14 protein-coding genes are annotated in these 14,808 nt (G+C 55.3%); 7 read left to right on the top strand and 7 right to left on the bottom strand.

Features of this window, described 5'->3' with window-relative positions; all coding sequences use genetic code 11:
* Positions 1-48 precede the first annotated feature (48 nt).
* The 3 genes from H6G07_RS01270 to ebsA all read right to left on the bottom strand — a co-directional run bounded on the left by H6G07_RS01270 (position 49) and on the right by ebsA (position 2,300).
* Positions 49-552, bottom strand: coding sequence for a DNA-processing protein DprA (locus H6G07_RS01270; protein ID WP_073606781.1), 504 nt, complete (start codon positions 550-552; stop codon positions 49-51).
* A 98-nt stretch (positions 553-650) separates the two neighbouring features.
* Positions 651-1,733 carry a phosphotransacetylase family protein gene (locus tag H6G07_RS01265; protein ID WP_073606782.1) on the bottom strand — a complete coding sequence of 361 codons (1,083 nt, stop codon included), beginning with the start codon at positions 1,731-1,733 and terminating at the stop codon, positions 651-653.
* A 186-nt stretch (positions 1,734-1,919) separates the two neighbouring features.
* Positions 1,920-2,300 (bottom strand): type IV pilus biogenesis protein EbsA, encoded by a 381-nt coding sequence (gene ebsA, locus H6G07_RS01260; protein WP_073606783.1) that lies wholly within the window; start codon positions 2,298-2,300, stop codon positions 1,920-1,922.
* Positions 2,301-2,569: 269 nt separating this feature from the next.
* Between ebsA and H6G07_RS01255 the strand changes: the two genes are divergently transcribed.
* The 3 genes from H6G07_RS01255 to smpB are packed head-to-tail and all read left to right on the top strand — an operon-like array spanning position 2,570 to position 4,780.
* A complete protein-coding gene (locus H6G07_RS01255) occupies positions 2,570-4,006 on the top strand; it encodes a glycosyltransferase family 2 protein (protein WP_073606784.1) in 1,437 nt (478 codons plus the stop codon).
* Between the two features lie 25 nt (positions 4,007-4,031).
* Complete coding sequence (locus tag H6G07_RS01250) at positions 4,032-4,298, top strand: YciI family protein (protein ID WP_073606785.1); 267 nt, start codon at positions 4,032-4,034, stop codon at positions 4,296-4,298.
* A gap of 11 nt (positions 4,299-4,309) precedes the next feature.
* Positions 4,310-4,780, top strand: a complete 471-nt coding sequence (gene smpB / locus H6G07_RS01245; RefSeq protein ID WP_073606786.1) for an SsrA-binding protein SmpB — start codon at positions 4,310-4,312, stop codon at positions 4,778-4,780.
* Positions 4,781-4,836: 56 nt separating this feature from the next.
* Here the strand turns inward: smpB and H6G07_RS01240 are convergent, their stop codons facing one another.
* A complete protein-coding gene (locus H6G07_RS01240; RefSeq protein ID WP_073606787.1) occupies positions 4,837-6,525 on the bottom strand; it encodes an ATP-binding protein in 1,689 nt (562 codons plus the stop codon).
* 318 nt (positions 6,526-6,843) lie between these two features.
* Here H6G07_RS01240 and H6G07_RS01235 point away from each other — a divergent pair, with 318 nt between their 5' ends.
* From H6G07_RS01235 to H6G07_RS01225, 3 genes are all read left to right on the top strand, one after another.
* Positions 6,844-8,193, top strand: a complete 1,350-nt coding sequence (locus H6G07_RS01235) for a sensor histidine kinase (protein WP_073606788.1) — start codon at positions 6,844-6,846, stop codon at positions 8,191-8,193.
* 106 nt (positions 8,194-8,299) lie between these two features.
* Positions 8,300-8,866: an SRPBCC family protein gene (locus H6G07_RS01230; RefSeq protein WP_073606789.1), complete on the top strand. Its 567-nt coding sequence runs from the start codon at positions 8,300-8,302 to the stop codon at positions 8,864-8,866.
* Between the two features lie 33 nt (positions 8,867-8,899).
* Positions 8,900-9,049, top strand: coding sequence for a hypothetical protein (locus H6G07_RS01225; RefSeq protein WP_171972939.1), 150 nt, complete (start codon positions 8,900-8,902; stop codon positions 9,047-9,049).
* A 167-nt stretch (positions 9,050-9,216) separates the two neighbouring features.
* On the opposite strand, the gene gyrA is transcribed toward H6G07_RS01225, so the two are convergent.
* Complete coding sequence (gene gyrA, locus H6G07_RS01220; RefSeq protein WP_073606790.1) at positions 9,217-11,820, bottom strand: DNA gyrase subunit A; 2,604 nt, start codon at positions 11,818-11,820, stop codon at positions 9,217-9,219.
* Between the two features lie 247 nt (positions 11,821-12,067).
* Between gyrA and H6G07_RS01215 the strand changes: the two genes are divergently transcribed.
* Entirely contained in the window at positions 12,068-13,015 is a 948-nt protein-coding gene (locus tag H6G07_RS01215) for a histone deacetylase family protein (protein ID WP_084172842.1), read from the top strand.
* 251 nt (positions 13,016-13,266) lie between these two features.
* Here H6G07_RS01215 and H6G07_RS26185 read toward each other — a convergent pair whose 3' ends face one another.
* Both H6G07_RS26185 and H6G07_RS26180 read right to left on the bottom strand, forming a co-directional pair.
* Positions 13,267-13,809, bottom strand: coding sequence for an IS630 family transposase (locus H6G07_RS26185; protein ID WP_073606791.1), 543 nt, complete (start codon positions 13,807-13,809; stop codon positions 13,267-13,269).
* Between the two features lies 1 nt (position 13,810).
* Entirely contained in the window at positions 13,811-14,326 is a 516-nt protein-coding gene (locus tag H6G07_RS26180; RefSeq protein WP_073606792.1) for a helix-turn-helix domain-containing protein, read from the bottom strand.
* Positions 14,327-14,808: the final 482 nt, after the last annotated feature.

Here is a 14,808-nt window from a genome sequence, read left to right as displayed (position 1 = left end):
GAACGCTGGAATGCTCTGAACCCATCAACTTCCACTTCCCAAGCATCGCTAGTCGAAGTAGAACAATGTCACAATCTTGCGCTGGTCTTCTGCATCCTGACAGGTTTTCAGCAGGGTATGGCTGTCATGAAAGGCAAAGCAAACCAGCTGTTGACAGCGAGAAATAATCTCCTGGTTGCACAGCGCGCTTGCCTCGGCCAAAGCCATGGCATCGTTGGCTGGGTTTTCGACCAGGTGCATGACCTGCTCTAACTGATCGCGTGACTCGCGAGGCTGGCGTTCCAGGCTCTGGGGCAAAATTACGGTCAGCAGGTTAGGGTCGGCTTGCATGGCCCCCTTAATGGCGGCGGAGTTGGTGCCAGTCGCCCCAGAGGTGATGATGCGATTACCCCCGAGGGCCAGCGCATAGGTCATCAGCTCGATGAGTTGCTGGTGGGTAATCGGCACATGGCGCGACCCCAAAATGGCCACCCGCTTGGAACCTGACTGTTGAATAGCCGCAAGTTCCTGTAAAAACGTGTCGACTTTAGCGGATTCGAGCGACGCTTCCATGGACTGACTCAAAGGCTGCACCGAATGCGAGAATAACGCGCTTCATTGTATCAGACCAAATGGGTCTGGCTACAATCTGTCCCTAAGGTCAGCAGACCTCAGGTGGCCGAAACCGGCAGTTTGAGATCGAGCAAGTGCAGCAGACGGTCTAGGTCAAAGTGGTCAGCTACTAACTCTTGAATGCACTGTACCTTGATGGGCTCGTGTAGGCGCACCTGACCAAACAGCTCGTCAATGCGCTCCACGGTAGACAGGGTGTCAGAGTCAACGGAGACAATCGGTACTTCCAAATCCGAAGCTCGCTCTAAAATTTCTGGGGAAGGAGGAATTTGACCCGTTAGCACCAAACATTGGGTGGAGGTTTCTAGCGCCGCAAACTGGATATCGGTGCGATCGCCCCCCGTCACCACGGCCATGTTGGTGGCTTTGCGGAAGTACCGCAGGGCCGAGTTCACGTTCATAGCCCCAATCGTGAGGGTTTCCACCATTAGGTCAAGGCGGTTGGAGCAGCACAGCACCTCAGCATCGAGCCGAGCGACAATTTCGCGCACGGTGATGCTGCGCATGATGGGCGATCGCGGCAGCACCGCCAGCACCGGAATGCCCTGGTTCTCCAAGAAAGGACGGGCTAACTCAGCACAGGCCTCAGCCGCATCCTTCGGTACATCGTTGATAATCACCCCAATCAGGCGTGCTCCTAGTTGAGCCTTGGCAGCTAATAGGCGATCGACCAGCAGCAGCGAATCATAGCGTGTTACCAGCACCACCGCCGCGTCAATATCGGCAGCAATGTGGGCTACAGACAAGTTCAGCAGCGTCCCCTCAGTTAGATTGCCAGGCCCTTCAAGCAGCAATAAATCTTCGCCCCGCTGTTCGGCGTACTGCAGCAAGCTGTAGCTGGCTGGAGACTGCTCGTCAAGCACTAGGCGATCGGCCACCGTAGCTTCGGTCAACGAGATCGCTGGTGGGTAAAATCGCGCCGCTGGCAACTTAAGCGTATTGACAATAAAGTCTAAGTCTGGGTCTTTCCCATCTCCGTTGACCGAGTTGCCCATGGGTTTCCCAAACCCAATGTCCACGCCCAATCCCTGAAGCTGGAGCCCCACACCCAGTAAAATTGCCGATTTGCCGCTATACGACTCGGTTGAACCAATCACCAAACGCTTCGCTGAACTGGGCACGCCACAAGTCCTCCATGGGGGTAATGCGCTGTTCCCTGACCTCGACGCTACAAAGCAATTCGGTCAAACACGTCTGAGGGCACAGCACCTCTCCCATTCTGCCACCTTATTACGGATGTCAGCGTCAGGCATCTCACAACCCCTCCGCTCAACCGCACTTAGAGTCTGACTGGCCTTGCGGTTGACCTACTCATCCAAGCGCAACAGTTTGCGATAAAACCCCTGGGAAAAGTCTGCCGGGCGCTTCTGGCGCAGCGCCACAATCACGTCAAACAAAAAATCTACAAACTCAAAGGTCGCCATCGTAATCTCGTAGCTGAGATCGTTGTCACCCTCAAACTGCATGCGACAACGGGTCAAGTCTGCCGGTAGTACAGACACATTCCAGGTGGCTATAAAGGCAATACTATCGCTGCCCTCAATTTGCCGCTCTCCCTCCAGATTGCCCTGCTTATAAAGAGAAATGGCGTAAGGCAGCGCGTTTCGCTTATTGCCCTGGTAGTAGGGCATGTAAACGCTGATATCCTGCTTGCCTGCGGGCTGAATTGCCTCAAACGTCAAACTCATGGGTCTGGCCTTAGGTCAAGTGTCAACAAACGAATCTTCGGACGGTCATCGGGGTTAGATGCTTAGGATACTGGATACCAACCTCGCCGGGTTGCCGATGATGACGCGACCTTAGAGCTAGCATTCCCCAGGATGGTATTGGGGGTATCACTAAAATTTTCCGCAAAATCGAGGATGATAGACCTAGGCCGAAGCCATGCTGGCATGAGGTGCTGATCTGGGTCATGGTCTGGCCATCGTCGTTTTTGTTGTGCTCCCCACCTGAGTTCATGGTTGATTTTCCCGGACGCTTTTCTCCTAGGCGCTTCCACACTCCGCTAAAAGAGTTAGAAATCGAAGATTTTCCGGGATTTGCCGGTCGCCGCTCCAAGGCGGCCTTGACCTTAACTGTGCTTTGGGGTCTTACCGTTGTGCTGCACCTAGTCTCTTGGGGCAGTTGGGTCGTGCTGGGGTTAACGGCCATCCTCACCACTCACGCTCTGCGAATTGTGTTGGGCCGACCTCTGCTGCCGTCGCCGCCGCTACCCTCGACCACCCAAGAACCTCAGATTAATGATGCGATCGCCGAAAGTCAGTCTTCGGTCATTGTCGGCTCTCCCTGGGACACTTGGCCCTACATCTCGCTCCTGGTGGCCGCTAAAAACGAAGAAACCGTCATAGAACCTTTAGTTGCAGCCCTCTGCCAGCTAGACTACCCCGCCTGCCGATACGAAGTCTGGATTATTGACGATAACAGCACCGATGGCACCCATCAGCGGCTGCAAAACCTCACTACCCGTTATCCTCAACTGCGGGTGTTGCGTCGGCCCGCTGGGGCTAGCGGGGGTAAGTCAGGGGCGCTGAACCAGGTATGGCCCAATACCAAAGGGGACATCATTGGCGTATTTGATGCCGATGCCCGTGTGCCCAAAGATCTGTTGCGCCACCTGGTGCCCCTGTTCGACCAAGCTGAGGTTGGCGCTGTGCAACTGCAAAAAGCGGTGGTCAACCGAGCCAAAAATCTTTGGACCCGTGGTCAGCAGGCTGAGATGGCCCTCGATAGCTACTTTCAGCAGCAGCGCATCAGCCTTGGCGGCATTGGCGAACTGCGGGGCAACGGCCAGTTTGTGCGGCGGGTCGCCCTAGCCCAGTGCGGCGGCTGGAACGAAGAAACCATTACCGATGACCTCGATCTCACCCTGCGCCTGCACTTTAGCGGCTGGGAGATTCAGTTTTTGCTGCACCCTGCCGTGGGCGAAGAGGGAGTTGAGCGACCCCTGGCCCTGTGGCACCAGCGCAATCGCTGGGCCGAAGGAGGCTACCAGCGCTACCTCGACTACTGGCGACTCATTGCCCAGCACCGCTTGCCTCCGACCAAGACCTTTGATATGGCCGCTTTCTGGATGATTCAGTACGGCCTGCCCACGGTGGCTCTACCCGACTTCGCCATGGCCATGCTGCGCCACCGTCTGCCGCTGTTTTTACCCGTATCCAGCCTGGCGCTGACGCTTTCTATGGTGGGTATGTTTTGTGGTTTGCGGCGGATTCGGCAGCAGCCCATCTGGGTAAGTGGTTTACAAACCCTGTGGGGTAACCTGTACATGCTGCACTGGCTACTAGTTATCGCTACTATGGCAATGCGCCTGTCGGTGCGACCCAAGCGACTGCGCTGGGTGAAAACTATCCACCTGGGTAGCGAAGACGATCTTCAAGTCGATCTACCCTAGGTCAGCTATAAGACAAATTTCTGCTATGCCCTGGTTCGTTAAAATCGAAAAAGGTGTTGTTAACAAAGCCATCTTTGACCAACATGTACCGGCCCATGTGGCCTATGTTAAAGACCTCATTGCCCAAGGCCATGCTGCCAAGAGCGGCTACTGGGCCGAATATGGGGGTGGTATGCTATTATTCCGGGCCAATTCTATCGATGAAGCCCGCGTCATCGTGGCAGCCGACCCGCTGATTCAGCATCACTGTGTCGAGTATGAACTGCATGAATGGCGGGTGGTGGTTGAATAGGAGGACACACGGTGGCCGATTCAAGTGATGGATACAAAATTGTCAGTGACAACCGCCAGGCCCGTCATGAGTACGAAATTCTTGAAACCTACGAAGCCGGTCTAGAGCTAATGGGTTCAGAGGTCAAGTCAATTCGCCAGGGTAAGGTCAACCTGCGCGACGGCTACGCTCTTATCAAAGACGGGGAACTGTGGCTGCACAACGTACATATTTCGCCCCACACTATGACTAATAAGGCCTACAACCATGAGGCCAAGCGCACCCGCAAACTGCTGCTGCACCGCGATGAAATCCGTAAGCTGATTGGCAAAGTCGAGCAAAAGGGGCTTACCCTGGTGCCGCTTAAGCTCTATCTTCAGCGGGGCTGGGTGAAAGCCACGATCGCCCTAGCCAAGGGGAAGAAACTCCACGACAAGCGTGAAAGCCTTAAGCGTAAGCAAGAATCCCGCGAAACTGCCCGCGCCCTCAGCGGACGGGATTAATTCAGGTCGCAACCTAAGCCTTTCCTTTGCTTAACGCCTAGGTTGCTGACTAAGGTCTATTCGATACTCACACCGCTGAAGGTTTCAGCCTTTTTGCCAACGCTTGCAGGAGCAGCTTTTTCTAGCTGACGGGCCTGCTGACGATGGCCTTGAAAGTGGCTGAGCCAGGCCTCTGGGGCATTCATCGTTTCGCCGCCATGCTTGGTCAACCGCTTGCGCACCTGGCAAAGTACTGGCGTGTTGACGCAGGCTCCAGAGACAATCACCTGACCTTTGGTGAGCGAAGGCAGCTCTTTGAGCAAGTCGCGCCCAGCGGCTTCGACTCCATACTTGAGGCTATCTTGATCCACTGGGTTGACGATGCGCATGAGGAACTGGCTCATGCACTGACTCAGCACGTCAGAGTCAAGCTTGCCAGGGCGTTGGGTAATCAGCCCTACCCCCATGCCAAACTTGCGGCCCTCGCTGAGAATGGTGCGTAGAATCTGTTTACAGCGGGCAGGATCGTTGGCGGGGGCAAATCGGTGGGCCTCTTCGATCACAATGAAGACTGGGTAGGGCAGGTAGTTTTCGTCTTCGGCAGTGATTTTGTCCTTAGCGGTGTTCATGCGAGCCTGATAACTTTGACGCAGTACCGCTGCACAGATTACCTGCTGCTCCTCCTGGCTGATTTCGTTCATCTGGAGAACTGTGACTTGTCCAGGGGCAAAGAGATCTTTTGGAGCAAGGTGCTCCATACGATGGAAATACTCTGAGCGCTCCAGCTTGCTGAGCTTCCACTCTAAAGCTGGTGCAGAGGATCCAGTTTTTTCGTTACCTTCGTCGTCGGTAGTACGATCTGACTCATAACAGGCGGCGATCAGATCCTGCGCGTCCCAACGTTGGTTGTTAAACTTATGTTTGCCTAAAAGGCTAAAGGCTTTGTTGAGAATTGCCTGCTGGCGATCGCTCATATCTGGCAGCAACGTCAGAATGTCGTAGTAATCGAGGGACGACATCCGAATGCGGATTTGATCCGGGGTCAGGATTTTCACCTCTGGGCTGTAACCATCCTCCGCAGCAAAGCTGGGATGCCCGAGTATGTCTGTTAGGGTGCCGTACTCGCCATGGGGGTCAAAGATCAGCACGGCTGCCCGATTGTAAGGCCGGAGCAGTTCCTCGATCAGCACCCCAGCCGTGTAGGATTTGCCGGAACCGGTGCCCGCCAAAATGGCCATGTGGGTACTGACCAGTTCCTTCACATCCAGGGTTACGGGTACCCGATCGCCAGGGCGCAGCAGCAGGGAGCCGATGTGAGCCGAGCCGATTTCTTCCCGCTGCTTTTTATTGATGATCTGGCGCAGGCTGTCATCGTCGGCTAGGGTAACCTTAGCCCCCGGGTCGGGGGCGATGCGAGGGTTCATAAAGCCTAGGGCGGGGTGGAAGTGGCCCACCACATCAACGGTGACTTCGTAAATTTCAGGGTTGGGATGGGCGAAACCGACCAGGGCCGCGATCGCCTCAGGGTCAATATCAGGGTCGGCAAAGATGCGATCGGGCAGGTGGTCGATCAGGCGGCGATCGGAGATCTTGCCTAGGATTTGGGCTCTGGGGATATCCGCTAGATCGACGGTGTAGTAGACAAACTCACCAATTTTCACCTGACGGTTGTCGGCAGTAATGAACACGTACTGGTTGCCGTTTTCCCCCGGCCCCTTGACGGTGCCAATTACCGGAGAAGCCGAAGGTTGCTTTGACCGTGCCATAGGAACCCGTTAGGAAAAGAATTTTTGCCAAGGTGGCGAGCTAGTCATCCCCGGCCCTGACTTCATTAATACTAATGTCCTGCTGACGATTAGGGTAGAGGCAACGTCATCAGCCGATGAAAACGATGCAAATCTGAACTCACGGTCGCGGCGAGATTGCGGATATTACCAAGCGGCAGCAAGCAAAAAATTGGCGTATTCACGGATACTGGCTTGCAAGTCAGTGGATAAGCTAGGGGTAGTCGGGGGTGAGGTCAGGCTAGCCCAGACTTCACCTTCGGCTCAGGAGGTCAGGAACAGTTCGCTGGATGGTTGCCCATGGCTTCGGAAAATCCGACGGTTTTGTTCCAGGCTCGCCCACCCGAGGGGTTAGCCTCTACCTACCCTAATCTTTGTGAAGGTCGCGAAACCTGGCCGCTGGTTCATGCCCTAGCCGCTACGCTCAATGAGCCTGACATGTTGCCGTCCCTAGCGGAGGTGCTGGGCACCCACTTGGGAGCAGGGGCTTGTCTGCTGCTCTGCCACTATCCTGACCACGGGTTGACTTACACCTGTTGGCATCAGGGGGGAGCCACTACTAGCTACCAGTTTGGTGACGCCCCAATCGGCTTGACTCTAGACCGGCAGCGCCGGGTAGCCCTAGATCTTATTCAGCAAACCATTGCCCAAGCGGCTGGCAAGGCTCGGCTGTCTTGGCAAAAGGGGTTAGCAGGGCTGTTGCGGAATGAAGCAGAGACGCCTGCCTGGCTACGCACCATTTCGCACTGCACGGCCATTGCTGTAGATGGGGCAGGGTTGCAGGGCGCTATGCTACTACTGGGGACTAAGGGGTTGAGCCTTGAGCCCACTGTCCAGACCAACTTGGCTAGCTTAGGTTCGATCGCCTTTCACCAGCACTACCTCCAGGGGCAAGCCCAGCACCATGCCGAGCAGCTGCGCTATCTCAACTACCTGAAAGAAGACTTTCTCAGCACCCTCAACCACGAGCTACGCACCCCCCTGACCAGCATGATGCTGGCCATTCGCATGCTGCGCCGCCCCGATCTCACCCCCGAGCGATCGGCCATGTATTTAGATATTTTGGAACAGCAGTGCACCCGCGAAATTAACCTGGTGAACGACCTGCTGATGCTGCAAACCCTTGAATCTAAGGTTCCTGTAGAAGTTCGCCAATCTACGGATTTAGGGCAGCTGCTCACTGATTTGGCCAATCAATCCCAGGAACAGCTTCACCAGGCTCAGCTAACGCTGGCACTACAGTTACCGTCTCGACCAGTATTGTTAGCCACCGATCCAGAGCGGTTGACCAAAGTGCTAAAAGAGCTGGTGAATAACGCCCGCAAGTACTCAACCCCTAAAACGGTTGTGACCTTTGCCTTGGCAGACAATCAGGCCCAAAACGGGCGTGTCACTCTGCAAGTTAGCAATCTAGGGCAAGCCATTGAGGCAGACGACTTGCCCCACATCTTTGATAAGTTTCGCCGGGGTGCCAGTGCCACCAAAGAGGGCATTGCTGGCACTGGCACCGGACTGGCCCTCGCCCGTGGGCTAGTGGAGCAGCTGGGGGGCACTATAAAGGTGTCGAGCCAGCCCGTCAACGACCAACTCTGGCAAACCTGTTTTACCCTTGAGTTTGAACGCCATGACAAATCTATCCCCAATTCGTAGGGCCAAAATTCATAGGGGCAACACCATACCAGCAAAATTTGCTGGTATTCTGGGCACAGGCGTAGTGGCCTGGCCAAACTACACCCTTAGCGGCTGGTTTTGACCTATGACTGCGACAACCCCCGAAACCAACAACCATGAATCGGCGCTCCTAGACGCTGAGGTTTTTGCTCAGGTGTCAGGCGTCATCGTCCGTACTGAAAAGCTGGAGGGGCAGCAGCGCCGTATTGTGGCGTCAACCCAGATTTCTGCTACGGTCGATCAGGTCTGGCAGGTGCTGACAGACTACAACAACCTGTCGAGCTTTATTCCAAACCTCTCCCACAGTCAGCGGTTGAGTCATCCCGACGGCGGCATTCGGCTAGAGCAAATTGGCTCCCAGTGCTTTCTCAACATCAAGTTTTGCGCCCGTGTGGTGCTCGATATGGTCGAGGCTTTCCCCAGAGAACTGCGCTTTTCAATGGTGGAAGGTGATTTTCGCCAGTTTGAGGGCAAATGGACGTTAGAGCCTGTTAAGGATGTTGCTGGTGAGTTGGTTTGCCTGGGCTATGACCTGGTGATTCGTCCTCCCCGCGCGATGCCGGTAGCGCTGATCGAGCGGCACATTCGCAATGATCTAAGCCGCAACTTAAAAGCAATTAGCGATCGCACCCTCATGCTTTCTGGCGGTTAATTCGTTCTTTCAGCATGTCAAAGGGTTTGGCTGATGGCGCTCATGAGCGATCGCAGCCCCTGGTTAGGCAGCGGTCAACAATCGCTGCCTAACCAGGGGCTGCTGTTGAGGCTATCCCCGATTCAGCAGGGCGAATGCCATAGAGCGAGCCTGTTCGGCGACGCCTACGCCCCTACGGTTTAGCCTTTAGGGAATCGGGGTTATGTGATTCGGATTGGGTCTTACTGAGTCAGCGCGATCGCAAAAGGGCGTATGTGGTCAGATACACCCCATGACTTGCGTAGTTTGATAAACCCGAGGGTAGAGCACCTCCATAGCTGCCTAGACGGCGTGGTGGCAAACCTACAAGTTCACTCCTCCTGAGCAGGGGCTTCGGCAGCCTCCTCGATTGCTTCCACAATCGCTTCTACTGTGTCCTCAAAGGGTTCCTCCTGCAACGCCGGGGGGACGACGGCAACCGCCGCGATCGCATCCTCCGCATCAAGCCGCTGCAACCGCACCCCGGTCGCCGGTCGCGACTGAATCGAAATGTCGTTCACCCGCTGGCGGATGATGATGCCCCGGTTAGTGACCAACATCAGCTCGTCGCCCTCGCCCACCACTAGCAGCGAGGCCAGAGTGTCGTCACGCTTGCGGAACTTGATCGCCATCAGGCCCATACCGGCCCGGTTTTGCAGGCGGAACTTGGCTACCGGCACCCGTTTGCCAAGGCCCGATGCAGTGATCACGAGCACCCAGGGGCCGCTCTCGCTGCCATTGGTGATCGTATCGTCATCATCGTCATCGTTTTCGGCGGCCTGCACCGCTTCGACCACCTGGCTAGGCAGAATATCCATGCTGATCAGCTCGTCGCCGTCGCGCAGAGACATCGCGCGCACGCCGCGGGTGGGGCGACCCAGGGGCCGCAACTGGTCGTCATTGGCCTTAAAGTGAATGGTCATGCCCCGCCGTGAACCGATCAAAATGCTGTCGGTATTGCGGGCTAGGCGCACCCACCGTAGGTGGTCACCCTCTTCGAGGGAAATGGCAATTAACCCGTTGGTGCGAATGTTGCTAAAGGCTGATAGGGCCGTTTTCTTCACAAAGCCGCCCTGGGTGAGCATCACCAGGTAATCTTCGTCGGTGAACTCACGCACCGCCAGCACCGAGGTGATCGCCTCTTCTTTGGGAATGGGCAGCATTTGCACAATGGGCATACCCCGAGCAGCGCGGGAGCCTTCGGCGATCTGGTAAGCCCGCAGGGCGTAAGTGACGCCGCGATCGCTAAAGAACAGCAAGTAGTCGTGGGTGTAGCAAGTGATGAAGTGCTGCACGCCGTCGTCTTCCTTCATTTTGGCCCCGGCCTTGCCTCGGGTAGCGCGACTTTGGGCCTCAAAGGTGGCCACCGGCATGCGCTTGATATAGCCCTGATCGGTGACCAAAATGACCACCTGCTCGTTGGCGATTAGGGAGATATCGGTGAGTTCCCCGTCGTCCATCTCGATCACGGTGCGGCGGGGACTGTCGTGCTTGGCTTTGAGCTCCCCCAGCTCGGTAGTGATGATTTCGAGAATGCGCTCGCGCCGGGCCAAAATGTCTTGCAAATCAGTGATTTTGGCAACCAGCTCTTCGTGCTCTTGCTGAATTTTGTCGGCTTCTAGGGCAGTGAGGCGGCGCAGCTGCATTTGTAAAATGGCATCGGCCTGCAAGTCTGACAGGCTGTAGGTGTCCATCAGCTCTTGCTTGGCGGCAGGGGTGTCGGCAGCCCCGCGAATCAGCGCAATGATGGCATCCAAATTCGTCAGGGCAATTAGGTAGCCCTGGAGAATGTGATCTTTTTCTTCGGCTCGCCGCAATTCGTACCGGGTGCGGCGAACGATGGTTTCTTCGCGAAACTCAAGGAAGACCTCCAGCATGCGCTTGATGCCGAGGAGCTGAGGCTCGCCGTTAACCAGGGCCAGCATGTTGACGCCGAAGTTGTTTTGCAGGGGCGTCTGCTTGTAGAGGTTGTTGAGCACCACCCGCGGATAGGCATCGCGCTTTAACTCGATGACGATGCGCATGCCGTCGCGATCGCTCTCATCCCTGATGTCCGAAATGCCCTCCAGGCGGCGCTCGTTCACCATTTCGGCGATCCGCTCGATCATGCCCGCCTTGTTGGTCTGGTAGGGCAGCTCGGTGATGATAATGGCTTCGCGATCGGGCCGTCCCCGGTGCTCAATGGTTTCCATGCTGGCCACGCCGCGCATGGTCACCGAGCCGCGCCCGGTCATATAGGCATCGCGAATGCCGCTGCGGCCCAAGATCTGCCCGCCCGTGGGGAAGTCGGGGCCAGGGATGATCTCCATCAGCTCGGCAGTGGAGATGTCGGGGTTATTGATCAGGGCAATCACACCGTCAATCAGCTCACCGGGGTTGTGGGGGGGAATGTTGGTGGCCATGCCCACGGCAATGCCCGAAGAGCCGTTGAGCAATAGCTGGGGCAGCCGCGAGGGCATCACCACCGGTTCCTGCTGGGAACCATCAAAGTTGTCGGCGAAATCGACCGTGTCAGACTCAATGTCTTGCAGCAGCGAGTCGCTGGTCAGCGATTGCAGGCGACACTCGGTATATCGCATCGCCGCTGGGGGGTCGTTGTCGATGGAGCCAAAGTTGCCGTGGCCGTTGATCAGCGGCACCCGCATGGAAAAGTCTTGGGCCATGCGCACCAGGGCGTCGTACACCGCTGTGTCGCCGTGGGGGTGATACTTACCGAGCACTTCACCCACCACACGGGCGCACTTACGAAAGGGGCGATCGGCGGCTAAACCCAGCTCGTGCATGGCGTAGAGAATGCGGCGGTGCACCGGCTTGAGTCCGTCCCTGGCGTCTGGCAGCGCTCGACCTACGATTACGCTCATGGCGTATTCCAGGTAAGAGCTTTGCATTTCAACGCGCAGATCGGTAGGGACGATGCGCTCTTCTGGGGTCGCCATAGGCTCAAAAACTCCGAATTTGCGAACAACAAAGCGCTAGTCAGACCCTCGCACCGAGCGGTGCTGAATAGCGCTTGATCAGTATGTTTTTTGCGGACTCATGTGAGTTATATTTTAGCACGAATTCCCCGGTTCAAATAGGCGGGCGCTATGGTAGATGCAGGGGCACAAGAGGCTTGATTTGGCGTTGTTTCGCCGCCCCGGCCAAATCTTTAATTCGTAGTAGTTCACTACCCCTGAGTTTGCCGTGCACTATGCTCTTACCCTGGCCGATTTTGCTGTTATCTATTCACCTGCCTTTTTGGCCCACGATACGGGTAGTTTTCACCCCGAAAATGCGGGACGGTTGACGGCGATCGTAGCCGCTTTGGAGAAGGTCTCTTGGGTCGACCATCTTGACTGGCGCGAACCAACTCCGGTGGCTCAGCGGGCCGATGTGGACACCCTAATCGCCCAGCTTCATAACCCTCGCTACGTCAGGGCTCTGCGGGAGATTGCCCACACTGGCGGTGGCCACATCGATGGCGATACGGTGGTGTCTGAGGAGAGCTATGCCGTTGCGCAGCTGGCGGTGAGTGCTTGGCTTGACGGGGTCGATTATGTGCTTGAGACGGGGCAATCGGCCTTTGTCCTGGCACGACCACCGGGGCATCATGCAGTACGCGATCGCGGCATGGGGTTTTGTCTGTTTTCCAATGCGGCGATCGCGGCTCACTACGCTCTAAACCAATCCACGATCAATCGCGTTGCTATCCTTGATTGGGATGTACACCACGGCAATGGAACGCAAGCTTTGGTAGAGGGGAATGCTGCGATCGCCTACTGCTCGCTCCATCAGCTCCCCGCCTACCCTGGCACTGGCCACAGCAGTGAAACTGGCTTTCACCAAAATGTCCTCAACCTACCCATGCCCCCTGGCAGCGCTAGCGACACTTATCAGATGCAGTTCGAACAAAAGGTAATTCCCTTTCTCAAGGCATTCAATCCCGATCTGCTCATTATTAGCGCTGGGTATGACGCCAACGCCGCCGACCCGCTGGCCAATATCAACCTAAACCCCGAGGACTACGGCACATTTACCCAGCAATGCCTGAGTGTTACCGACCAAATTCTGTTTGGCCTTGAAGGCGGCTACGATTACGATGCGTTAAGTCAGTCAGTGCTAGCTACCATTAGCGCCCGACTAGGGTTGTAGGGGCCTTTAAAGTCAGTAAGGTATGCTTTAACCCTAAAATTTCTCCAAAATCCGCTAAATTCATCGTGTCAAGCTGAAATCCTTTCTTTGCGATCGTGCTTCTTCATCCTATGTCCGACATTTGTTTGCCTTCGGATTGAGTAGGTATAAGCACTTGGTCGACGTTGTTAGATAAACAGTTCGATGTAATGGCAATAGAAAATCTACTTATACTAAATCCGAATAGATTACCCCCGAAACGATTAGGCGTTTCATGCGGGCCACCAGTGATAATTGGTCAAGGCTTTAATCTCGGATTGCATCGACAGCAACGTGCGGCAGCGAGCCTCAAGAACCTCTTCGAGATCACTGAGGGCGCCAAAGCAGCGATTGACTAAAGGTTCATCGGCTAGTCGCCAGAGTCGTTCTGCTGGCTGCAACTCGGGTGAGTAAGGCGGTAACACCTCCAGATGAATGCCCTCGGGTATCACGAGGTCTTTGCAGTTGTGCCATCCGGCCCCATCAACCACCAACAGGATCTGCTTATGCGGGCCAGCCCCAACTTGCTCAGCAAAGGCGGCCAGGGCTTGATTAAACCAAGAACCATTCACTCGAGGCAGAATGAGCCATTCGGTATCGCCGGTTGTTGGATGAACAAACCCGTAGAGGTACGTCCACTCATAGCGTGGATTCACCCAGGCCAACGGTCGCTGCCCGACTTTGGCCCACACTTTACGAATAATCGGTTTCAAACCCAGGCGATGCTCATCAAACGACCAGGCTTCGACGAGGGCTTCAGGATATTGCTGCTCCAGTTCAGCCTTGCGCTCCGGGAGTTTTTTTAAAGGCCTCCTGGGCCTCAGGGTCCCCTTTGCGATGCCGGGGACGAGGCACCTGCAGGGATTGCTCCAAGCGCTTGAGATAGTCCCACCCCCGTTGGGGCCAGACCTTAGGGACTCCAGTTACCTCAGCGATGACGCGCGCCACCTTAGGTCCACTCCAGACCCCGTCATCGTCCGGGGGCGATTGCAATCGAGCCTCTAAGGCTTCGAGTTGCTCGGGGTTGAGCAGACTCCGAGACTGTTGCGGTCGCTGGTCTTTCCGTCGATTACGCAGGCCATCAGCACCATCACGGTTGTAGTCTTTCACGACCGCTCGGGCATAGTCGTAGTTTAAGCCCACGGCTTTTGCCGCATCCGTCAGGGACGTTTCCGTGTGAACCAGCCACAGCAGATGCCAACGTCGAGACTCAACCGGGTCACCGCTAGCGCGATATCGCGCTTTCAGCTCGTCGGCTGAAAAATGAGGTTCGAGATGGAGGGGTCTAGCCATTCCTCAAACCTACACTATTTCAGGGTCATATAAGTCGGATTTGGTATTATATTGCTTGACCGCAACAATGATAAACAACTAACTAGAAATTGCTTAGGCTTCATCAAGCTTTTATCTATTGAAGTGAAATTGTAAATGAACTGTCTATTTCTGAAACAATCAGTTTGATCATACTAATTGCGGTGCATATTCAGTATTGTCAGACACATTACATAGGCTAGTTCCCAATGGAGTGCGATGAGAAAGCTTCTCTCTCAGTTCAGATATAGACTCAATAGTCTATTCCTTTTCTAACGGAATTAATATCTTCCGCTGCACTGCTGGCCGTCGGCTCTTTAAGCAAGATTAAAGTCCTTTTGAATCAAAGATTAAATTCTAAGAATTACGACGAAACTTGAGTCTTGATCTAGATAGTTAGTCGACTTCGTCTGTAAAACCAAAAATAGTGCTTGTAGCAAAGCCTGCGAAGGTATTTGCTGAAA

The organism is Phormidium tenue FACHB-1052 (genome assembly GCF_014696675.1).
GTDB classification, from domain to species: domain Bacteria; phylum Cyanobacteriota; class Cyanobacteriia; order Phormidesmidales; family Phormidesmidaceae; genus Nodosilinea; species Nodosilinea tenuis_A.
The sequence above is the reverse complement of the archived record's forward strand: the minus strand, read 5'-3'. Positions and strand labels throughout refer to the sequence as shown.